General features: G+C 34.2%; 20 protein-coding genes. 16 read left to right on the top strand and 4 right to left on the bottom strand.

Annotated elements, in window-relative coordinates:
- Positions 1–8: 8 nt before the first annotated feature.
- From DCO46_RS09150 to DCO46_RS09105, 10 genes are all read left to right on the top strand, one after another.
- Positions 9–2,378: a patatin-like phospholipase family protein gene (locus DCO46_RS09150; RefSeq protein ID WP_116752253.1), complete on the top strand. Its 2,370-nt coding sequence runs from the start codon at positions 9–11 to the stop codon at positions 2,376–2,378.
- Between the two features lie 212 nt (positions 2,379–2,590).
- Entirely contained in the window at positions 2,591–3,748 is a 1,158-nt protein-coding gene (locus DCO46_RS09145) for a homogentisate 1,2-dioxygenase (protein ID WP_116752252.1), read from the top strand.
- Between the two features lie 169 nt (positions 3,749–3,917).
- Positions 3,918–5,078: a 4-hydroxyphenylpyruvate dioxygenase gene (gene hppD / locus DCO46_RS09140; protein WP_116752251.1), complete on the top strand. Its 1,161-nt coding sequence runs from the start codon at positions 3,918–3,920 to the stop codon at positions 5,076–5,078.
- 298 nt (positions 5,079–5,376) lie between these two features.
- Positions 5,377–6,147: a DUF3108 domain-containing protein gene (locus tag DCO46_RS09135; RefSeq protein WP_116752250.1), complete on the top strand. Its 771-nt coding sequence runs from the start codon at positions 5,377–5,379 to the stop codon at positions 6,145–6,147.
- Complete coding sequence (locus tag DCO46_RS09130) at positions 6,147–7,088, top strand: tryptophan 2,3-dioxygenase family protein (protein WP_116752249.1); 942 nt, start codon at positions 6,147–6,149, stop codon at positions 7,086–7,088. The genes DCO46_RS09135 and DCO46_RS09130 overlap by 1 nt, the downstream gene beginning before the upstream one ends.
- Positions 7,089–7,111: 23 nt before the next feature.
- Entirely contained in the window at positions 7,112–8,332 is a 1,221-nt protein-coding gene (locus DCO46_RS09125) for a M23 family metallopeptidase (protein ID WP_116752271.1), read from the top strand.
- Positions 8,333–8,479: 147 nt separating this feature from the next.
- Positions 8,480–10,123: a glucose-6-phosphate isomerase gene (gene pgi / locus DCO46_RS09120; protein ID WP_116752248.1), complete on the top strand. Its 1,644-nt coding sequence runs from the start codon at positions 8,480–8,482 to the stop codon at positions 10,121–10,123.
- A 316-nt stretch (positions 10,124–10,439) separates the two neighbouring features.
- Positions 10,440–13,271, top strand: coding sequence for a TonB-dependent receptor (locus DCO46_RS09115; RefSeq protein WP_116752247.1), 2,832 nt, complete (start codon positions 10,440–10,442; stop codon positions 13,269–13,271).
- A 105-nt stretch (positions 13,272–13,376) separates the two neighbouring features.
- The gene (locus DCO46_RS09110) at positions 13,377–13,802 is read left to right on the top strand and encodes a hypothetical protein (RefSeq protein WP_116752246.1); all 426 of its coding nucleotides are present in this window, start codon (positions 13,377–13,379) and stop codon (positions 13,800–13,802) included.
- Between the two features lie 82 nt (positions 13,803–13,884).
- Positions 13,885–14,376, top strand: coding sequence for a septal ring lytic transglycosylase RlpA family protein (locus DCO46_RS09105; protein ID WP_116752245.1), 492 nt, complete (start codon positions 13,885–13,887; stop codon positions 14,374–14,376).
- A gap of 30 nt (positions 14,377–14,406) precedes the next feature.
- On the opposite strand, the gene DCO46_RS09100 is transcribed toward DCO46_RS09105, so the two are convergent.
- Entirely contained in the window at positions 14,407–14,862 is a 456-nt protein-coding gene (locus tag DCO46_RS09100; protein WP_116752244.1) for a DinB family protein, read from the bottom strand.
- A gap of 76 nt (positions 14,863–14,938) precedes the next feature.
- On the opposite strand from DCO46_RS09100, the gene DCO46_RS09095 reads away from it, so the two are divergent.
- The 6 genes from DCO46_RS09095 (at position 14,939) to nadD (ending at position 18,576) form a co-directional block, all read left to right on the top strand.
- Positions 14,939–15,289, top strand: coding sequence for an arsenate reductase family protein (locus DCO46_RS09095; protein ID WP_116752243.1), 351 nt, complete (start codon positions 14,939–14,941; stop codon positions 15,287–15,289).
- Positions 15,290–15,496: 207 nt separating this feature from the next.
- On the top strand, positions 15,497–16,357 hold the full coding sequence (locus tag DCO46_RS09090; protein ID WP_116752242.1) for a YicC/YloC family endoribonuclease: 861 nt from the start codon (positions 15,497–15,499) through the stop codon (positions 16,355–16,357).
- Positions 16,358–16,360: 3 nt separating this feature from the next.
- Complete coding sequence (locus DCO46_RS09085) at positions 16,361–16,963, top strand: hypothetical protein (protein ID WP_116752241.1); 603 nt, start codon at positions 16,361–16,363, stop codon at positions 16,961–16,963.
- A gap of 21 nt (positions 16,964–16,984) precedes the next feature.
- The gene (gmk, locus tag DCO46_RS09080; RefSeq protein ID WP_116752240.1) at positions 16,985–17,557 is read left to right on the top strand and encodes a guanylate kinase; all 573 of its coding nucleotides are present in this window, start codon (positions 16,985–16,987) and stop codon (positions 17,555–17,557) included.
- Positions 17,558–17,660: 103 nt separating this feature from the next.
- Entirely contained in the window at positions 17,661–17,963 is a 303-nt protein-coding gene (locus DCO46_RS23055; protein ID WP_317048046.1) for a four helix bundle protein, read from the top strand.
- 31 nt (positions 17,964–17,994) lie between these two features.
- A complete protein-coding gene (nadD, locus tag DCO46_RS09065; protein WP_116752238.1) occupies positions 17,995–18,576 on the top strand; it encodes a nicotinate (nicotinamide) nucleotide adenylyltransferase in 582 nt (193 codons plus the stop codon).
- Positions 18,577–18,662: 86 nt separating this feature from the next.
- Here the strand turns inward: nadD and DCO46_RS09060 are convergent, their stop codons facing one another.
- The 3 genes from DCO46_RS09060 to DCO46_RS09050 form a co-directional block, all read right to left on the bottom strand.
- Positions 18,663–20,129: a nicotinate phosphoribosyltransferase gene (locus DCO46_RS09060; RefSeq protein WP_116752237.1), complete on the bottom strand. Its 1,467-nt coding sequence runs from the start codon at positions 20,127–20,129 to the stop codon at positions 18,663–18,665.
- Positions 20,130–20,213: 84 nt separating this feature from the next.
- A complete protein-coding gene (locus DCO46_RS09055) occupies positions 20,214–21,290 on the bottom strand; it encodes an adenylosuccinate synthetase (RefSeq protein WP_116752236.1) in 1,077 nt (358 codons plus the stop codon).
- Positions 21,291–21,293: 3 nt separating this feature from the next.
- Positions 21,294–22,148, bottom strand: coding sequence for a hypothetical protein (locus DCO46_RS09050; protein WP_116752235.1), 855 nt, complete (start codon positions 22,146–22,148; stop codon positions 21,294–21,296).
- Between the last annotated feature and the right edge of the window lies 1 nt (position 22,149).

The raw sequence follows: 22,149 nt of genomic DNA, 5'->3' as shown, positions 1-22,149 counted from the left end.
TTTTTTTTATGCGCCTAATCCAGCTGTCCATTTATAATACTCAGTCAAACAGATTTTTTTATTCTTTAAAAAAAGGAACTTCTGCTTTCGTTCTTTTTTTGCAGGAAAAAATATCTTTTTGTCTCTCACAGCTTTTCATTTCCATCTGGGCCGTTCAGGTGATTTTTTGTGCACTTTTATTTCTAAATCCGGAAAATTCTTTTTCTCAGGAAAATGAAAAAAAAGCGGAACAGGATAGTGTCAGAAGACCAAAAATTGGTTTGGTCTTAAGTGGCGGAGGCGCAAAAGGTTTTGCACATATCGGAGTTTTAAAAGTTTTGGAAGAGGCCGGAATAAAAATAGATTATATCGGAGGAACCAGTATGGGATCAGTAATTGGCGGACTTTATGCTTCCGGATACAATGCTGCTCAAATTGACTCTATTTTCAAGAAAACCAATTTTGATGAATTGATAAACGACTATATTCCGCGGTCGTCCAAAAATTTCTATGGCAAAAAAAATGATGAATTATATGCGATTGTTTTGCCCTTTAATAAATTCAGGGTTGGTATTCCGGAAGCACTTTCAAAAGGTATGTATAATTATAACTTACTGACCAGCCTGACCCGAAACGTTCGTCATATTCGTGATTTCAATAAATTGCCAACTCCTTTTTTGTGTATTGGAACCAATATAGAAACAGGCGAAGAAGTATTGCTTAATAAAGGAAACCTGGTTCAGGCTATGGTGGCAAGTGCCGCTTTCCCTTCGTTATTTACGCCGGTAGAAATTGACGGTAAATTATTAGTTGATGGCGGAGTTGTCAATAATTACCCTATAAAAGAAGTCCGAAATCTTGGTGCTGATATTATCATTGGGGTTGATGTTCAGGATGATTTACTCAACAGAAAAGGCCTTAAAAATGCTACCAGAATATTGGTTCAGATTACCAATCTTCAGTCTATTGATAAAATGAAAAACAAAATAAAAGACACCGACGTTTATATAAAACCAGATATTCGTGATTATGGTGTTATTTCTTTTGATAAAGGTGAAGAAATAATCAGAAAAGGTGAAGAAGCTGCTTTTGCCGTTTATGAAAAAATCAAATCGCTGACAGATGAAAATCATTTTTATAAAAAACCAAAATTAAAAATAAGTTCAGATACCCTTGAAATAAAATATATAAATAGTGATCGTCTTGATAATTTTACCCGCGAATATATTCGTGGTAAACTACGTTTCAAACCTGGAAGTACTATAACTTATGATGATCTGAAAACCGGAATAAACAATCTGAACGCTACACAAAACTTCAGCACAATCTCTTATTGCCTGCAGCCAAACGGAGATAAAGACGATTTGGATCTTGTCCTTCGTGAAAATCCAACCCATACGTATTTAAAACTTGGCCTGCATTATGACGGCCTTTATAAAAGTGCCATTTTATTAAATCTTACTCATAAAAAAACATTCTTAAAAAATGATGTTACCTCGGTAGACATTATTTTGGGAGATAATTTCAGGTATGATTTAAACTATTATGTCGAAAATGGTTTTAATATCAGTTTTGGATTTCGTTCCAGATTAAATCAGTTTAACCGAAATGTGGCTAATAGTTTTAGCTCTCTGCTTCCTGAAAATCCAAACGGAAATCAGATAAATGTTGATTTTCTTGATTTGACAAATCAGGCTTATTTTCAAACCATATTTGTTCAGAAGTTTTTAATGGGCGGTGGTTTAGAACATAAATATTTAAAAATAAACTCACCTACCCTTTCAGATGATGATAACGTAATTGAAAAAAGCACTTATCTTAGTGTTTTTGGATATTTGAAATATGATTCTTTTGACAACAAGAGTTTTCCGCATTCGGGATTATATTTCTCTACCGATGTGCAAACTTATCTGGCTTCATCAAATTTCACCGGTCAATTTAAACCATTCTCAACAGCAAAAGCAGAAATCGCATTTGCCAATAAACTTTTCAGAAAAGCGACTTTTAAAATTGAGGCAGAATCGGGATTCAATATTGGCAGTGACAGTGTTCCTTTCTTCGATTATATTCTGGGTGGTTATGGTTATAGCAAAATCAATAACTTCAATTATTTTTACGGATACGATTTTCTGAGTATCGCAGGAAACAGTTATATAAAAACAGGTCTGACACTGGATTATGAAATCCTTAAAAAGAATCACGTAAACATTTCTGCCAATTATGCCAACCTTGGTGATGATATTTTCAGCACTGTTGACTGGATCTCAATGCCTAAATATTCTGGATATGCCGTAGGTTACGGACTTGAAACTATTATTGGCCCAATTGAGGTTAAACATTCCTGGTCTCCTGAGATGTCAAAAAGTTTTACCTGGTTTAGTATTGGATTTTTGTTTTAATTTGTAATTTAAATCAATAAAAATTACGACATTTGTTATAATGAAAACAAAATGGACAGGTTTATTGGAGTATCTTCAATTTCTCATTAAGAGAAACCCGGAGTAATGCTATCGAATTGAATAATTAGCCAATTTAGAAAATGGGCTGATTATCTGTTCACAATTCACATTTTCTAATTATCTAATTTATAAATTATCTAATTGAAAAAGCCATGCCATTATATCATAAACTTGGAGATTTTCCTCAAAAAAGACACACCCAGTTCGAAAAACCAAACGGAGGTTTTTACTACGAACAATTATTTGGAACTGAAGGTTTTCACGGACATTCGTCATTATCTTACCATGTTCACAGACCAACACAGGTAAAAGAAATTCTAAATTCTTATTCGGTTGAACCTAAAATTGCAATCGGAAAAAATATAAAATCATTATTATTTAAAGGTTTTGAATTAAAACCCGAAAATGATTTTCTGGACAGCAGAAAAGCAATGATGGTCAATAAAGACTGTATTATTGGTCTTGCTGCTCCAAAAGAATCGCTTCGAAATTATTTCTACAAAAATGCCGATGCCGATGAAATGCTTTTCATCCATAAAGGAAAAGGAAAGCTACGCACCATGCTCGGTAATATTCCTTTTGAATATGGGGATTATTTAATTATCCCAAGAGGGATTATTTATCAGATCGAATTTGAAACAGAAGAAAACAGACTCTTTTATGTAGAATCTTATTCTCCTTTCTATACTCCAAAACGGTATAAAAACCAATCAGGCCAGCATTTAGAACATTCTCCATTTTGTGAGCGTGATTTTATTCTGCCAAATGAATTAGAAACACATGACGAAAAAGGTGATTTTTTAATTAAAATCAAAAAAGAAGGCATGATTCACGAAGTGGTTTATGCTACGCATCCTTTTGATGTTGTGGGCTGGGACGGCTACAATTTCCCTTACGGTTTCTCAATTCATAATTTTGAACCTATAACGGGGCGTGTTCACCAACCGCCTCCGGTACACCAAACTTTTGAAACGGCAACTTTTGTTGTTTGTTCTTTCTGCCCAAGACTTTACGATTATCATCCGAAAGCAATTCCGGCGCCCTACAATCATAGTAATATAGATTCTGACGAAGTTCTTTATTATGTTGATGGCGATTTTATGAGCCGTAACAATATTGAGCAGGGCCACATCACTTTACATCCAAAAGGAATTCCGCACGGTCCCGCACCAGGTGCAATGGAACGCAGTATTGGTCACAAAGAAACGCTGGAATTAGCCGTAATGGTTGATACTTTCAGACCGCTTATGGTTACGGAAGAAGCAATGGGTCTTGACGATGGTCAGTACTATAAGTCGTGGACGGAGTAATTAGTCTTTTCGATCTAACCGCAAAGTCCGCAAGGATTTTACGCAAGGATCGCCATGAATAACTTAGCGAACCTTGCGATTTACTTAGTGTCTTTGCGGTAAAAAAACATTTAAACATCAATTTCGGTTTAATCAAATAAACGATTAACCGGTTAAACAAATAAACATCATGTCAAAAGAAGTAAAATCAGTAGAATACGGATTAGAGAAAATATTCGAAGGAGCACAGGATTTCCTTCCTTTATTAGGAACAGACTATGTAGAATTCTATGTAGGAAATGCAAAACAATCTGCACATTATTATAAGACTGCTTTCGGATATCAGTCTCTGGCCTATGCGGGATTAGAAACCGGAGTAAAGGATAAAGCATCTTATGTTTTGAAACAAGATAAAATCAGAATTGTTTTAACTACCCCATTAAACGCAGACTCTCCTATAAATGATCATCTTAAAAAACATGGTGATGGTGTAAAAGTTGCCGCACTTTGGGTTGAAGATGCCAGAAGTGCTTACGAAGAAACTATGAAACGCGGAGCCCGTTCTTTTATGGAGCCAACTGTTGAGAGTGACGAATTTGGAGAAGTAGTACGTTCGGGAATTTATACTTACGGAGAAACCGTTCATATTTTTGTAGAAAGAAAAAACTATAATGGTATTTTCTTACCAGGTTATAAAGAATGGAAATCAGATTACAATCCGGAACCAACAGGATTAAAATATATAGATCACATGGTAGGAAATGTGGGCTGGAACGAAATGAACACCTGGGTAAAATTCTATGAAGAAGTAATGGGATTTGTTAATTTCCTGTCTTTTGATGATAAACAAATCAATACTGAATATTCCGCTTTGATGAGTAAAGTAATGTCAAACGGAAACGGAAGAATTAAATTTCCAATTAATGAACCGGCAGAAGGAAAGAAAAAATCTCAAATCGAGGAGTACTTAGATTTCTATGGCGGTCCCGGAATTCAGCATATTGCCATCGCAACCGATGATATTATCAAAACCGTTTCGGCATTAAAAGCCCGCGGTGTAGAATTTTTATCACCTCCGCCACATACTTATTATGAAGCAATTCCTGAAAGACTTGGAGTTCATATGGACATGATGAAAGAAGATATTAATGAAATTGAAAAATTAGCCATCATGGTTGATGCCGATGAAGATGGTTATTTATTACAAATATTTACCAAGCCAGTTCAGGACAGACCAACACTATTTTTTGAAATTATTCAAAGAATGGGTGCAAAAGGATTCGGTGCAGGAAACTTTAAAGCACTTTTTGAGTCAATTGAAAGAGAACAAGAATTGAGAGGAACTTTGTAAAATCGCAATATTTTTACATTATATAGAAAAATTCTCGGTAAAACGATGCTTTTTATGCAAATGTTATGTTAAACTCACTTTTTGCTATTTATTTTTTGAACTTTGTATCTATCTTTGCACTCGCAAATCAGGAAGGGGTGGTTTCCTTCCGAATTGATATAAATTTCATAATTTATAGTTTTTTGGTTAGTTAATAGCATAAAAACTCAGTCATTATTTGACTGAGTTTTTTTGTTTTAGTAACTTTTGGAATAAAATTTGTCATTATCTTTATATATATAACTGTCAAAATTGTCCTATGAAAAAAATAGTCCTACTCCTTATAATCCTCACCACCTTTAGTTTTGATTCATTTAAAGAAGATGCATTCGATGTCGGAGAGTATTTTAAGTTTCGTATTCATTACGGAATCGTAAATGCCGGATATGCAACTCTTGAGGTAAAAGATGCCACAATAAATAACAAAAAAGTGTTTCATGCAGTTGGTAAAGGCTATACCACCGGTATGTCAAAACTTTTCTTCAAAGTTGAAGATTTATACGAAAGTTACTTTGACAAAGAAAACGGAAACCCATATCGTTATGTTAGAAAAATTAATGAAGGAGGATACACCAAAAACCAGGAAGGTTTTTTTAATCAGAGTGAAAACCGAATTTTGGTTAAAGATTACAAACGAAAGTCAGAAAAAACTATCTTAATCACTGAAAATGTGCAGGATATTGTTTCGTCATTCTACTACTTACGAAACCATCCAAATATAGACAAACTTAAATCGGGAGAAGCGATTACCATCGACATGTTTTTTGATGAGGAAATCACAAAATTTAAGTTAAAATATGTAGGTCGTCAGGATATTACAACTAAATTTGGAACCGTTACTACAATGGTTTTTAAACCACTGGTACAAACGGGAAGAGTTTTTAAAGAAAAAGAAAGTTTAACACTCTGGATCACAGACGACGACAACAAAATCCCTGTTAGAATAAAAGCAGATCTTGCCGTTGGAGCGTTAAAAGCTGATTTAGATGAATACAAAGGATTAAAGAATCCATTTAAAGTAAAAAAGTAATGAACACCACAGATAATTCTGAATCAATTTTAAGAGAAATTGATCTTAAATTTCAAGCTATAAATCAAAAAACCGATGTTCAGCTTGAAGGTTTGCTTTGGTCAAAACCAATCACTTATTGGGATTATATCCAGACCGATGCTCTTTTAAACCTTCAGATACAACGCACTACTCTTCCTGACGAAATGGTATTTATTATGTACCATCAGGTTAATGAGCTGATTTTTAAAATGATTTTATGGGAAATCGATCAGATTGCTGACACCGAAAATATTCAGGTTGATTTTTTCAGTGAAAGACTTTCCAGAATTACCCGCTATTTTGATATGCTGACCAATTCGTTCAGTATTATGGAAAATGGAATGGACATAGATCAATACATGAAATTCAGAAATACGCTTACTCCTGCAAGTGGTTTTCAGAGTGCACAATACAGAATGATTGAATTTGCATCTACAGATGTAATCAATCTGACCGATCACAGATACAAAGCAAACTTTGACGCAAATACAGATCCTGAAACCACTTTTGAACATTTATACTGGCAGGCTGCAGGAAAAGATTATCAAACCGGACAAAAATCATATTTGCTAAACGAGTTTGAAAAAAAATACAAAGGTCAGTTTTTAAGACAAATGTCTTCGTTCAAAACGAAAAACATCTGGCAAAAATTTACACAGTTACCGGTTGAAGACCAGCAAAATGAGGCATTGATTTCTGCTATGCGCCACTATGACAAAACGGTAAACATAACATGGGTAATGCAGCATCTTAATACAGCAAGAAAATACATTCTGGAAAGCGGAAAAGGTAATGGTGAAGCCACAGGAGGAAGTGACTGGCAAAAATATATGCATCCAAAATACCAAAGACGCATCTTTTTTCCTAAATTGTGGACCGAAGAAGAATTGTCCAATTGGGGAAACGAAACCACCGTTTAATTTCTCAACAAAAATTTAAGAGTTTGAAAAGAGCAGTCGTAATTGCAATAATATTGTTTTCAATATTTTCATGTAAAAAAACAGAAGAAAAAGTCGAAACAAAAATTACAAAACCAAAGACTAAAAAAGTAGAATTTGGTTTTAATTATGCTGATTATAATGTTGTACAGGATACTATTAAAAAAGGAGATTCTTTTGGATCCATTTTTCAGAGCCAAAATATCGGAGACAAAAAAGTCTATGATATTGTAGAACAGGTAAAAGATTCTTTTGATGTAAGATCGATCCGATACAATAAACCTTATACATTACTTCGTTCAAAAAACAAAACCAACAAGCTGGAAGTTTTTATTTACCAGCCCGACGCATTAACTTATTATGTTGTTGATTTCAGGGACAGTATAGCAAAAGCTTACAAAAAAATAAAGCCTGTTACCTTTAAACGCAAAATTATTGGCGGGGTTTTAAAAAGTTCATTATCCGAAACTTTAGGAAATGAAAGTGTTGAAACTGCACTTGCCAATAGAATTACAAAAGTATTTTCATGGTCGATTGACTTCTTTAAACTAAAAAAAGGAGACCGTTACGGACTAATATTCACCGAGCGTTTTATAAACAACAAAGTTTACGACGGGGTTGAAGATCTTCAGGGAGCCTTTTTTGAATATAAAGGCAAAATTATTTACGCTTTCCCTTTTGAAAAAGATACCCTTTCAGGAAAAATAGAATATTATGACGATCAGGGAAAAACTTTAAAAAACTTCTTTCTGAAAACGCCAATCAAGTTCAGCCGAATCACTTCAAGATTCACAATGAACAGATTCCATCCTGTACAACATACCTGGAAAGCGCACAAAGGAACAGATTATGCAGCACCAACAGGAACTCCTATCTCAACCACTGCTTCGGGAGTTGTAGAAGCCACCGGATATACTGCCGGAAACGGAAACTTTGTAAAAGTAAAACACAACGGTACCTATTCTACCCAATATTTGCACATGTCCAGAATTCTTGTTCGTCGCGGACAACGTGTGACACAAGGACAAACTATTGGTTTAGTCGGAAGCACCGGACTAGCTTCCGGCCCTCACGTTTGTTATCGTTTCTGGAAAAATGGCGTTCAGGTAGATGCACTACGTCTTAATTTACCAACCGGAGAATCTTTAACCGGAAATGACAGAACCCGTTTCATGAGTCAGATTGAACCCCTGAAAAGAGAATTGGACAGTATTGGAAATTTATAAATGATTATTTAGAACTACGTTCAAACGCTTATTAATTTACGCAAACGTTTCCGTCACTTTTTGTTATATAATTGTGAACCGACAGGCTATTAAAACTAATTTCAGTATTTTTGCTTTTCATAACCACTTTTATAATTAAACAAACAAATGGCTTTAAACACAACAAACCCAACCGGGACTGAAGCGTGGAAAAATCTGCAAAATCACTATAACGCAATTCACGAAACAACAATACAGGAATTATTTCAACAGGACAGTGCGCGTGTTGAAAAATTCAATTTACAATGGAATGATTTTTTATTAGATTATTCTAAAAATAATATCAGCGAGGAAACTATTTCTCTTTTATTAGAACTGGCAAATTCTATTGGATTAAAAGACGCGATCTCTCAATATTTTGGGGGAGAAATCATAAACCAGACAGAAAACAGAGCGGTTTTACATACCGCTTTGCGAGCACCGCAATCTGCAACTGTAAAAGTTGATGGCGAAAATGTAATTCCTGAGGTTTATGAAGTAAAAAACAAAATCAAAAACTTTACACAGGAAGTTATTTCCGGAGAAAGAAAAGGTTATACGGGAAAAGCTTTTACAGATATTGTTAATATTGGTATTGGAGGTTCTGACCTTGGACCTGTGATGGCGGTTGAAGCTCTTCAGTTTTACAAAAATCATTTAAACATACATTTTGTTTCGAATGTAGATGGTGATCACGTAAATGAAGTAATCAAAAAGTTAAATCCTGAAACGACACTTTTCCTTATCGTTTCTAAAACTTTTACAACACAGGAAACCTTAACCAATTCTGAAACTATCAGAGAATGGTTTTTAAAATCTGCAAAACAGGAAGATGTCGCAAAACATTTCGTGGCCGTTTCTACAAATATTCAAAAAGTTACAGAATTCGGAATTAATCCGGACAATGTTTTCCCGATGTGGGACTGGGTTGGAGGAAGATTTTCTTTATGGAGCGCTGTTGGTTTAAGTATTGCATTGGCAATTGGTTTTGACAATTACAATGATTTATTGAATGGTGCCAATGAAACCGACGAACATTTTAAATCGGCAGAATTTGACAAAAACATCCCGGTAATATTGGCTTTATTAAGTGTTTGGTATAATAATTTCTTCGGAGCAGAAAGTGAAGCTTTGATTCCATACACACAATATTTGCAAAAATTAGCGCCTTATCTACAACAGGCAACGATGGAAAGTAACGGAAAAAGTGTTGGTCGTGACGGGAAGCCCGTAAACTATCAAACCGGAACCATTATCTGGGGAGAGCCGGGAACAAACTCCCAACATGCATTTTTCCAACTGATTCATCAGGGAACAAAAGTAATCCCAACAGACTTCATCGGATTTGTAAAACCTTTATACGGAAATGAAGATCATCATGATAAATTAATGTCAAACTTTTTTGCTCAGACAGAAGCCTTGATGACCGGAAAAACAGAATCGCAGGTTCAGGCAGAATTTGACAAACAAGGATTGTCTGCAGAAAAAGCTTCGTATTTACGTCCTTTCAAAGTTTTTACAGGAAACAAACCAACGAATACTATTTTGATTCAGAAGCTGACACCTAAAAGTTTAGGATCATTAATTGCTTTGTATGAACATAAAATTTTTGTTCAGGGTGTAATCTGGAATATCTTTAGTTTTGATCAGTGGGGAGTAGAATTAGGAAAACAACTGGCGAATTCTATTTTAGATGAGATAAATACTAAAACAGTTAAAACTCATGATAGTTCTACTTCATTCTTATTGAATCATTTTTTGAAGAATAAGTAAATTTATAATTTTCATAACTTACTGGAAACGTCTTAATTTAACACAAATTAAGGCGTTTTTTCGTATAAACTACTATGATTTTCACCTTAAACCATTGATTTTTGCACGTTTTAGACTACAATCCTATTCACATTATTATGATTTTAACAAAAAACTCCCCTTAAAATTCAAAAAAAAGATATTTTATCTAATACAAAAAAGGAAAATCATTTTAATGTTCAACGGATTAAACAAAACTGTCTTTTCTTAACATTTTGATAACATTATCTGATTTTATTGTTATAATTTTGCCAAAAACAATAAACTAAATAAACAAATGAAGACAATGAAAAATTGGTTACTTACTGGACTATTGTTCATGATAGTTTCAACCGCATTTTCTCAAGGTAAAGTTACAGGTATGATTACCGATGACGCAGGTGCAACTCTTCCTGGCGCAAACGTAGCTGTTAAAGGTGCCGCAGGCGGAACTTCAACAGATTTCGACGGTAAATTTACAATTGATGTTAAATCAAGTGTTGGGGAATTGGTTATTACTTATCTTGGATTTGACTCCAAAACAGTAAAATTTTCAGTTTCAAACGGTGCAACTACAAATTTAGGTTCTATCGTATTAGTTAGTAACTCAAATGAATTGAGTGAAATCGTAGTAAAAAGTACTGTAGTTGATATCGCTAAAGATAGAAAAACTCCTGTTGCTGTTTCAACAATTAAAGCTGCTGAAATTAGAGAAAAACTTGGTACTCAGGAATTTCCGGAAATCTTAAGAAACACACCTTCAGTATATGTTACTAAATCAGGTGGTGGATTTGGAGATTCAAGAATTAATATTCGTGGTTTTAATCAAAACAATATTGCTGTTATGATTAATGGTATGCCAGTTAACGATATGGAAAACGGTTCTGTTTACTGGAGTAACTGGGCTGGTTTATCAGATGTTACTTCTGCTATGCAGGTTCAAAGAGGTTTAGGTTCTTCAAAACTTGCTACACCTTCTGTTGGAGGTACTATCAACATTGTTACTAAAACTTCTGACATGAAAGAAGGTGGGTCTTTCTCATCTGGTTTCGGAAATGCAAGAAACTTTAAAATTCAGGGTTCATACAACACAGGAAAATTAGAAAATGGATTTTCTGCTTCTGTATTATTATCTCAAACAATGGGAGATGGATACGTGAATGGAACTCCGTTTGAAGGATCAAACTATTTTGTAGCTTTAGGATACGGAACTAAGGATGACAAACATAACTTCCAACTTACTGTAACTGGTGCTCCACAATGGCACAACCAAAGATCTACAGTATCTACTATTGCAACTTACCAAAAATATGGTTCTCTTGATGAGCCAAACATTAAATACAATGCTGACGCAGGATATTTAAATGGTGAAGAGTATAATATCAGAAAAAACTATTACCATAAACCAGTTGCTTCTTTTAACTGGGATTATAAAATCAACGAAACTACAAAACTATCTTCTGTTCTTTACGCATCTATGGGTCGTGGAGCCGGAGCAAGTGCAACAGGTGGTGTAGGAGGAAATACATACAATAGTTCTGTTTTCTTATTACCAAACGGAATGGTTGATTATGACAAAATACAGGCTTGGAACTCTGGTCAGGGAAGTGTTTTCTTCAATGGCGCTAACAATACAAGAACAAAAATTGGTGGTGTTTACCAAAACAGTTCTTCAACAGGTAGAACAGGATCTGGAACTACAGCTTCACCATATGTTTACAACACTACATCAGGAATTTCTCAAACTTCATCTATCAACTCTCATGACTGGTTTGGTGCAGTAATCAATTTAAACAAAAAATTGAGCAATACATTAACATTGGACTTTGGTATTGATGCAAGAACATACACAGGATACCATTTTACAGTTGTAAATGATTTATTAGGAGGTGGAGAATTTTATGATAATACTGTTGCAGATTTAAAACCAGCAGGAAGACATATTACAGAAACTTATGCTACAGATGTTCAATGGAATGTTTTTGATAAAAAAGATTACGAAAAAATCGCATTTAACAGTACTGGAAAAGTTAGATGGTACGGTGCATTTACTCAATTAGAATATTCTAAAGATAATTTAACTGCTTTTATTCAGGGAGCAATATCTCAACAAGGATTTAAAAGAGAAGATAATTTCGTTTACAAATCAACAGATCCATTAAAATCTACTGATTATGAAAATATCTTAGGTGGTAACGTAAAAGGTGGTGCAAACTACAACATTGACGAAAAAAACAATGTTTATGTTAATGCTGGATACTATTCAAGACAACCATTCTTTAATTCAGTTTATCCAAACAACAAATCTACAGTAAACCCTAACCTTACTAATGAGAAAATCATTGGATTTGAGGCTGGATATGGTTTCCGTTCAAGATTATTTAATGCAACTGTAAACGTTTACAACACAACTTGGAACGACAGATATTTAAAAGGTAATGCATTACCAACTGACAACAATACTTACACAGAATACGTTGGACTAAACGAAGTACACTCTGGAGTTGAAGTTGAAGCAAATTCTAACATTACAGAAAAATTAAAACTTAATGCTATGTTCTCTTACGGTATTTGGGAATATAAAGGAAATGCTACAGTAAATGCTTACTACCAAGCAGATAATACTCCTGTTGCAGGATACACTGCAACTCCGGTTTACATGGACAAAGTAAAAGTAGGTGATGCTGCTCAAATGACTGCTTCATTAGGTGCTTCTTACGAAGTTTTAACTAGAGTAATTGTTGATGCTAACTACAACTTTAATGATAAATTATATGCAGGATTAAGCCCAATCAACTTCTCAGATCCAAACAACAAAGGAGCTTTAGAATTACCTTCTTACGGATTAGTTGATGCTGGTTTCTCTTACAAAATGTTAGTAGGTAAAGACAAAGATAAATCTGTTAACTTCAGATTAAACGTAAATAACTTATTTGACAAGATCTATATTGCAGAAGCAAGAACTAATACTTTTGCTGATGATAATCTTCCAGTGGCAACAGGACAAACACCAGGTTCAAAAGGTACATATGCATCTAATGGAATGCTTTATGACGGAATTGCCAATGTTAACACTGTATTCTTCGGTTTCGGAAGAACTTGGAACTTTAGCTTACGTTACGATTTCTAATATTTAGAATCTAAATAAATACCAAAAACGGCATTGACTTTTAGTTTAATGCCGTTTTTTTATATTCCTTTTTTGCTATATTTGTTTTAAACAAAATAATAATTTATGTACCATTTTATACAAAAACTCCACTCGGGCTGGGCTTATTTAGCATTGCTGCTTTTATTGGTTGCAGTTGTAAATGCCCTGATTGGTTTTAGTTCGAAAAAAGAATTTACTGCAAAAGACCGCAAAATTGGTTTGTTCGCTCTTATTGGAACACATACACAACTTTTAATCGGGATAATACTTTATTTCGTATCTCCATTAGGAAAAGCTGCATTCGGGCAAATGTCAAACGCAGAATTGAGATTAACTTCTTTAGAACATCCTCTTATCAACCTTATTGCTATAGTACTAATTACTATAGGATGGTCAAAACATAAAAAGCTGATAAATAGCGAAGCTAAATTTAAGACGTTTGCTATTTTCTATGGCCTGGGATTATTATTGATCCTTAGCAGAATACCGTGGAACCTGTGGTTTCAATAAAATCAAAGTCCTAAAATTGTAGGACTTTTTTTATCTCGGCACATTATTTGTACAAACTCCCCAAGTCTGAAAAAAATAAACTATGAGAATTAAAAAAAGCATTTCAACCAACCTATTTACATTGGTCTTTTTAAGTTGTTTTACTTATGTTACAAGTCAGAATAAAACAGCAGAAACACCTAAAATTGCTCAGGATACTGTAAAAATTGTTAAGCCAAACATTATCGAAATTCCAATCGATTCTGTATTTACAGACAAAGGCTTAAGATTAAAACCATACAAAAAAAACGCTCATGCCTCCTACTATGCAGATCGTTTTAATGGAAAAAAAACAGCAAACGGAAGCCGTTTCAACAATAGCAAATACACAGCTGCTCATAAAAAACTCCCTTTTGGAACAAGAGTAAAAGTGACAAACGAAGCCAACGGCAAATTTGTGATTGTAAAAATTACCGATCGGGGGCCGTTTGTAAAAACCCGTGAAATAGACCTTTCAAAAAGAGCGTTTATGGACATCACCAAAAGTAAAGGTGCCGGTGCCATGAAAGTCACGATTGAAACGATTATAGAATAAGAAAATCCCGCAAAAGCGGGATTTTTTTATTTAAACAAGCTTTCTAATACTCATCGCAATCCCGGTATGAATACCTTCGTGATAATTATTAAAACTTAAAGCGTCCTGCACATTATGAAGCGTAAATCCCATGCTGGTCGTGTATTCGTTAAAATCAACAAAAAGACCACTTGTAAAGTCATTTTTTGTTTTTTCTAATGTTTCTGAAAGCAATTCTTTGATTTCGTCAACTTCTTCCTGAGAAACATCTCCTTCCGGCTTTGTTCCTTTCTTATATTTCGCAATAAATTCTTCCGAAACCATAGTTGGCAGACCAGATAATTTATAAACCAGAACTTGCTGCGAAGAAATACAATGTCCAATATTCCAGATCAGATTATTATTGAATCCTGGCGGAATTTTATTTAATTGTTCTAACGAATGATTTTCTAAAATTTTCAGAAGAATACTTCTAATAGTTTTGTGCACTTCAAAAACTGAATCCATGTTTGTATTTTTTTTATAAAATTAGGCAATTTTAAGTTTCAAATGGATTTTCTTTGTATTCTAAAACTTCAAAATCATGAACAAAATATATTATTTAGCGTCTTGCGATACGTGCCGAAAAATCATTAAGAATTTACCGGAAAACGACCTGTTTTTTCAGGACATACGCCAGAATCCGATAACAGAGGAAGAATTGGAAGAGATGCATAAACTTTCCGGAAGTTACGAGGCTTTGTTTAGCAAAAAAGCGCAGTTATACAAATCAATGGATTTGAAAAACAAATCATTGACAGAAGCTGATTTTAAAAAGTACATTCTGGAACATTATACTTTTTTGAGCCGTACGGTTTTTATCATTGATGGTAAAATTTATATTGGCAACAGCCAGCCAAATATTCTTCAGGTTACAAAAGCTTTGCAAAAATAAGAAACCCAAAAGTTCTTAGAATTTTGACTGCGTTAGGGATAGAAGTGGAAATCCTTTTTTGGAGCTTTTTCTGCTCCAAAAAAGATTGGAACGGATAGCCCGACCGAAGGGAACGCCCAAAGACTTTTTCTTTTAATTCAGTACGGAAAAACTAGAAACCCTCGCTGTGAAGTTTTTTAGTATCTTTGCGCCTTTATATTCAATTATATGATACAATCTATGACAGGGTTTGGTAAAGCTTCTTTGCAATTGCCAACAAAAAAAATTACCGTTGAAGTAAAATCTTTAAATAGTAAAGGTTTGGATCTGAATGTCAGGATGCCGTCTGTTTATCGCGAAATGGAATTAGGTTTGCGTACTCAAATTTCTACCAGACTAGAAAGAGGAAAAATCGATTTTGGGATTTATGTAGAAAGTACCGCTGAACAAACTTCGACTAAAGTAAATGTTCCTGTTGTAAAAAATTACATCGCACAGCTAAAAGAAGTTTATCCGGATGCTGATGAAACTGAATTGATGAAAATGGCCGTTCGTATGCCTGACACGCTGAAAACCGAGCGTGAGGAAATTGACGAGAATGACTGGGAACAGATTCAGGGGATAATTGAGGAAGCGCTGCAAAATATCCTAAGTTTTAGAAAAGACGAAGGTGAATCTCTTGAAAAAGAATTTAATCTTAGAATTGGAAATATCCGCCAGTATATGAATGACGCTCTGGCACTGGATCCGGAACGCGTTCAGGCAATAAAAGACCGTTTGCAAACTGCCATTGCTGAATTGCAGGTAAATGTTGATGAAAACCGTTTTGAGCAGGAATTGATCTACTATTTAGAAAAACTGGATATTACAGAAGAAAAAGTTCGTTTGACAAATCACTTAGATTACTTTTTAGAGACTATTAAAGGAACTGAAGCTAATGGTAGAAAATTAGGTTTTATTACTCAGGAAATGGGCCGTGAAATCAATACTATGGGTTCAAAATCGAATCATGCCCAAATGCAAAAACTTGTGGTGATGATGAAAGATGAACTGGAGAAGATTAAGGAACAGGTTTTGAATGTGCTTTAAAACATGAAGTTTTATTTTCTTTTGTTTTTTCTAATGATATCCAATTGTTTTGGTCAAGAAATATCTGAAATAAATAAAGTTTTAGAAATACCTGACACACTGGGATTTGAAAAAGAAATTCGCATTTATAAAGATTACTCCATTACAAACACAATGGAAATATTTAGGATGTATGATGAAGGAAAAGACAATTGGATTGTATATATTTTTTCTTTTTCTAAAAAAGATAAAACTGTAACTAAAATCGATCAAATACAATTTCCTAAAGAGATTATTGGAAAATTAAAACCTAAAAATGCATATCTGATTTGGTTAAATTTACTTCTATCTAATGTAGAATATTTGCCAAGTCAAAAAAATATTGATTATAAACTCAAAACTGCTAAAGTAATATCTGAAGATGGAGAATATGGAATATCTAAAAATCGAAAACGTGCATTAGATGGTGAGTCTTATAAAGTATTCATCAAAAACGGGATCATTAAAAATGATTTTTCTTTTGACAATCCTACTATCTATTTGAAATTTTATCCAACAGTTGATGAGTTAGTCTCGTATAATGAATTATTATCAATCATTAAAAAGGAGTTTAACCTTTGGGAATGATTGATCACATATAAATAAATAATGAACAAAGGGAAATTAATTGTTTTTTCGGCACCTTCTGGATCAGGAAAAACAACTATAGTAAGACACTTACTTGGGAAAGAGGATTTAAATTTAGAATTTTCAATCTCGGCGGCTTCGCGTGATCCACGCGGGGAAGAAGTTAACGGAAAAGATTATTATTTTATTTCGTTAGAAGAATTTAAAAAACATATTAAGGCTGAAGATTTCCTGGAATGGGAAGAAGTGTATCGCGATAACTTTTACGGTACTTTAAAATCGGAAATTGAACGTATCTGGGCTTTAGGAAAGAATGTTATTTTTGACATTGATGTGGCAGGCGGATTACGTATTAAACATAAATTTCCGGAACAGACTCTGGCCGTTTTTGTAAAACCACCAAGTGTTGACGAACTTAAACGCAGACTGAAAGAACGTTCTACTGAAAGTGACGACAAAATCAATATGCGTATTGCAAAAGCCTCTGTAGAATTAGCAACTGCACCACAATTTGATGTAATTATCAAAAACTATGATCTGCCAGTAGCGCTTGAAGAAGCACACCAATTGGTTAAGGATTTTGTTTCTAAATAGTTATTTAGTAATTAGTGAATAGTAATTAGTGCATAGTATAAATGAGTGAAATAAAATCTTATAAAGATTTATTGATTTGGCAGAAAGGAATTAGAATTGTCTCCTGATTTATCAATTAGTAAAATCATTTCCTAAAGAGGAATTATTTGCTTTAACTAGTCAATTAAAAAGAGCTTCCGTATCTATTCCATCAAATATAGCCGAAGGTTATGGTAGAAATACAGATAAATCTTTTAGTCATTTTTTAAATATTTCCAGAGGCTCATTGTTTGAAATTGAAACTCAATTACTCATTGCAAATGATCTTGGTTTTGTAACCAATCAAACTCTTTATGAAGAAATTTTAAATCAAATTGAAGAAGAATCGAAAATGATTAACGCTTTTTCTAAGACACTAAAAGACTAAGCACTTTTTACTAATTACTAGTTACTTAACTATGAAAATAGGTCTTTATTTCGGCACTTATAATCCCATTCATGTTGGGCATTTGATTATTGCCAATCACATGGCAGAATTTGCCGATTTAGATCAGATTTGGATGGTTGTTACTCCTCATAATCCGCTAAAAAAGAAATCTACACTGCTTGATGATCATCAGCGTCTGGAAATGGTTTATCTGGCAACAAAAGATTTTCCGAAGATCAAGCCATCTGACATTGAATTTAAGTTACCTCAGCCTAATTATACCGTAAATACTTTGGTGCATTTACATGAAAAGTATCCGAACCATGAGTTTTCATTAATTATGGGTGAAGACAATCTGAAAACGCTTCATAAATGGAAAAACTACGAAGTGTTACTGGATCATTATGATATTTATGTTTATCCAAGAATTTCGTCTGAAGAAGAAAATACCGAATTAAAATCGCACCCGAAAATTCATATTATTGACGCGCCGATTGTAGAAATTTCTTCTACTTTTATTCGAAATAATATCAAGGAAGGAAAAAATATTCAGCCTTTATTGCCTCCAAAAGTTTGGGAATATATTGATCACAATAATTTTTATAAAAAATAATGATATGCGCAATCTTGTCATTCTGAATGCGAAAAAAACAAATTATAAAAAAAGCCTAAATGAAAATTCATTTAGGCTTTAACTTTTTAAGCTGTTGTAAGCTCTTTTTTAACGTTGTTTCTAATTTCAGAAAGTGATTGGTCGATTAATAATTTTCCGTCTCTGAAAACTTCTTTAAGTTCTCCTTTCTTTTCTTCTTCCCAGGAAACATTATCGGTTAAATGATACACACCGTCAACTAAATCAATTTTCATTAATCCTTTGGCTGATTTTTTGGTTCCGTCATCCGTAATCGGATCTTTGAAGATGGCTCTTCCCTCTCCGTTTACTTCTCCGTAAGTCGCTTTCATCGCAAAACCAAATGTATCTCTTGTATTGTATTGATAGGTAAAAGATCCTATTCCTAACACAACATTGGTAGAAGCAAATCCTTTTAGTTTTAATCTTTCGCAGATTTGAGTTGCTCTTGGTACCGTAATACTATCTCCGTAAATAGCCCCAATCTGTGGTACTAATTCTTTAAATCCTTTAGCATTTGTACTTCCTCCGAAAACATCCCAAAGCAATTCGATAACCCCTTTCTTTTCCTGTTCTGTTTTTCCGTTTGGATTTCCGCAGATGATATCTACCGGATCACCACTGTCAGGACGAATAACCACTTTACCTTCTCTTGAAACGATTTCATCTTTCAGACGAGGTAAATAATCGGTTAAAACTTTCCATAAATCCCAGGTATCGGAAACAATAGAAACAATTCCTTTTGGATAAACATCAGAAATTAATCTTCTGAAAGTCTCATATTCCCCTTCTGTAGTTCCCATACACATTACAGAATGTTCTGTAGCCGCAACTGAACCGGCAATTAATTCTTTATCTGAATCAGCTCTGTAATATTCCTCCATAAAATCAATGGCCGGAATTGTATCAGAACCTGTAAAACTCAATAAATGTCCTGCAGATGAAGTTAAAGATGCTTCGATTCCGCCCATTCCTCTCATAGAGAAATCGTGTGCCTGCCAATCTACAAATTCCGGAACTGATGACGTTTCGCCAGCGTATTTGTCCAGAACTTTTCTGTACTCTTTTGCAATTGTAGCAGAATTACAAGGAAGCCATACTACGGCAGAAAGAAGTGTTTCGAAATAATTTGTCAGCCAGAAAAATTCAGGCAGCGTATTGTACATCGTAAACATTGGTACACGAATCGGCACGCTTGTTCCTTCCGGCAATGCTTTAAAAACCATCGGAATATATCCTAAATCGTGTAAATCTTCGATATGTTTGGTTCCAACCAGGTTTTCGCCTAAATAATTATTAATTCTTCTTGAGTATTTTTTTACTACTTCTTCTTTTGGCTGTTTAAAAAAATGCAGTTCAAAATCCTGAATAATATATTTTTTGATGAAATATTGTAATCCGAAAAATACAACTTCATCGACTCCTTCGATTCTTGATTTTCTTGGTGTCCAGTTTGAGTACACTAATGTTGTTCCGTCCGGATATTGTCTTCTGTGGTCAACTTTGTAACCGTCTGTTAATAATAATGGATTCATAATTTTTAATGGCTTTTAGTTCTTTTTACTATTTTGGAACAAACATCCAAATCATAGCATTGGTAAATATATTTTTTATTTTAATTAGAATGGACTAAGTATCCTGAAATCTTTTGAATATGGAGAATAAGATCCATAAATAACATCAAATTTTGTTTGCAGATTTTCCGGTTTAAAGGCTGTTTCTGTCTGATCCAGACACGTTACAACAAGATTTTTTTTATTTGGACTAACGTAAGCTGCATCTAATTGTAAAGCATAATCCAGTAAATTATAATCTAAATCTCCAAACCTAAGTTCTTTTTGATATTCATTAAAAACACAGGTCTCTTCTTCGTTGTTTTTTAATACAATTTCATTTTCGCTACTCATCCAGCCGCTTCCGTGTCGAGTTGCATAATTTCTGGTGACATAAAACATTTCAATGTCGTCAATGTTTAAGAACTTACAAACTTCAAAAGCATTTTTTGAGGTGGTATTGGCATATGTAACATTCGGAAAAACTCCATGATCCATATCGAGTAAAATTCCCTGACTGCCTTCAAAAATAAGCGTATCAAATGATTTTAGAAAATTATAATCACTGATCTTCCAGTCTATTTTGTCAATTGCATGTAAGAAATCATCCAATTCCTGTTCGATCTTACTACTGTCAAGAAATCCGTAGAAATAAGCAATTGCTTTTAATTTTTCAATTAACATTGGTCTTGGTGCAATTAAATCTATGGCAAATAATTTATACGGACTTTCGTGTCTTTTCATTGTTGCACCGACGCCTTTTCCGCAGGTTCCGTGTTCTAAGTTTTTGACATTTTTGCGATTTTGCCAGACATCAAAAGGTGTTGTAATTTTTGCCAAAGGATGAATGTGCAATTCTGTATTTCCGTTCTTTTCTTCCAGTTCTTCTCTTTCATTAAATAAAAAAGTCGGATGAGTGGTGCAATGTTCTGTAAAATAAGAAGGTAATCCACGAAGCGCGCCGCTGGCAAAACTGGAATGAATGTGTTTTTTATTCTCAATCATAACGGTATGTGCTGCCTGTTGTCCTCCCGAAAATCTAATAACTATAGCACCCGGATTTTGCTCTGAAAGAAAATCTGTAGTGATTCCTTTTCCTTCATCACCAAAACCCAGACCTATAACTATTTTTGCTTTTTTCATTTTTTAAAGCATATCAATATTATCTAATCCTCCTAAGTTCACACTTCCTGCAGAACCGTTTTTAAATTTATCACAGATAATGCCTTTAATTACATTCGGGATTTCTCTATGGTCTTCTATAGACAAACAATTTTGCCCGAGCAATTCTTTCCAGGCAACATCTGATCTTACAGCCTGATCTGAATGTAAAACGCTGATGTGGTAAACATCATAATATTTTTTTGCTTCAGCCAAAAGTTCCTTAGCTGTATAAGTTTGCTGTCCGGCACCCATAATTTCACTAATTGCAGATGCAGGAAGAACTTCTAAGTTAGGTTCATCACCAACCGTAAAAAGCAATCCTTTTTGGTTTCTTTTTTCGAAAGCATCGGTTTTGGTATGAAAAGCGGCAAAATACCACGCCAAAAGGTAACTTTCTCCGGCATTTCCGCCACCACCTGATTCTATATAAGTACGTGTCAGCCACATATCTAATTCCTGATCTCCAGACTCAAACTGACCCACCTGCAACGGATAATTATCGCATTCGTGATCCCCAATTCCTAAAAATAAAAGGGCAGGATCGGGAACTCCGCCTTGTATAATTCCGCCCATCAGTTTAGGAAGACCTTCTTTGATTAATTCATGCGGAATATGTCCCATACTTCCTGTAACATCCAATCCTAAAATAATTGGAACTGAGTTTGGGTGAACAGCTGAATCTCTGGCTTCTCTAAAAGTTATCCCTTTAGGATTCATAGATTCGTGAGCCATTCTTTTTGCATTCTGCGTAAAAATTTCACTTGCAGATTTTTTTCCGTAACCTGCTGCTTCTGCTCTGCTCAAACGAGCACCTATATCATATCTTGTACCTCCCATA

The sequence above is a fragment of the Flavobacterium sp. HTF genome (assembly GCF_003105115.1).
GTDB lineage: Bacteria > Bacteroidota > Bacteroidia > Flavobacteriales > Flavobacteriaceae > Flavobacterium.
Note: the sequence above shows the minus strand (reverse complement) of the source record. Positions and strands in the feature narration are given on the sequence as shown.

Bases quoted from the DNA above. Each gene is read 5' to 3' on its own strand.
- DCO46_RS09150 (WP_116752253.1), top strand. From the start codon at position 9: ATGCGCCTAATCCAGCTGTCCATTTATAATACTCAGTCAAACAGATTT.
- DCO46_RS09145 (WP_116752252.1), top strand. From the start codon at position 2,591: ATGCCATTATATCATAAACTTGGAGATTTTCCTCAAAAAAGACACACC.
- hppD (WP_116752251.1), top strand. From the start codon at position 3,918: ATGTCAAAAGAAGTAAAATCAGTAGAATACGGATTAGAGAAAATATTC.
- DCO46_RS09135 (WP_116752250.1), top strand. From the start codon at position 5,377: ATGAAAAAAATAGTCCTACTCCTTATAATCCTCACCACCTTTAGTTTT.
- DCO46_RS09130 (WP_116752249.1), top strand. From the start codon at position 6,147: ATGAACACCACAGATAATTCTGAATCAATTTTAAGAGAAATTGATCTT.
- pgi (WP_116752248.1), top strand. From the start codon at position 8,480: ATGGCTTTAAACACAACAAACCCAACCGGGACTGAAGCGTGGAAAAAT.
- DCO46_RS09115 (WP_116752247.1), top strand. From the start codon at position 10,440: ATGAAGACAATGAAAAATTGGTTACTTACTGGACTATTGTTCATGATA.
- DCO46_RS09110 (WP_116752246.1), top strand. From the start codon at position 13,377: ATGTACCATTTTATACAAAAACTCCACTCGGGCTGGGCTTATTTAGCA.
- DCO46_RS09105 (WP_116752245.1), top strand. From the start codon at position 13,885: ATGAGAATTAAAAAAAGCATTTCAACCAACCTATTTACATTGGTCTTT.
- DCO46_RS09100 (WP_116752244.1), bottom strand. From the start codon at position 14,862: ATGGATTCAGTTTTTGAAGTGCACAAAACTATTAGAAGTATTCTTCTG.
- DCO46_RS09095 (WP_116752243.1), top strand. From the start codon at position 14,939: ATGAACAAAATATATTATTTAGCGTCTTGCGATACGTGCCGAAAAATC.
- DCO46_RS09090 (WP_116752242.1), top strand. From the start codon at position 15,497: ATGATACAATCTATGACAGGGTTTGGTAAAGCTTCTTTGCAATTGCCA.
- DCO46_RS09085 (WP_116752241.1), top strand. From the start codon at position 16,361: ATGAAGTTTTATTTTCTTTTGTTTTTTCTAATGATATCCAATTGTTTT.
- gmk (WP_116752240.1), top strand. From the start codon at position 16,985: ATGAACAAAGGGAAATTAATTGTTTTTTCGGCACCTTCTGGATCAGGA.
- nadD (WP_116752238.1), top strand. From the start codon at position 17,995: ATGAAAATAGGTCTTTATTTCGGCACTTATAATCCCATTCATGTTGGG.
- DCO46_RS09060 (WP_116752237.1), bottom strand. From the start codon at position 20,129: ATGAATCCATTATTATTAACAGACGGTTACAAAGTTGACCACAGAAGA.
- DCO46_RS09055 (WP_116752236.1), bottom strand. From the start codon at position 21,290: ATGAAAAAAGCAAAAATAGTTATAGGTCTGGGTTTTGGTGATGAAGGA.
- DCO46_RS09050 (WP_116752235.1), bottom strand. From the start codon at position 22,148: ATGGGAGGTACAAGATATGATATAGGTGCTCGTTTGAGCAGAGCAGAA.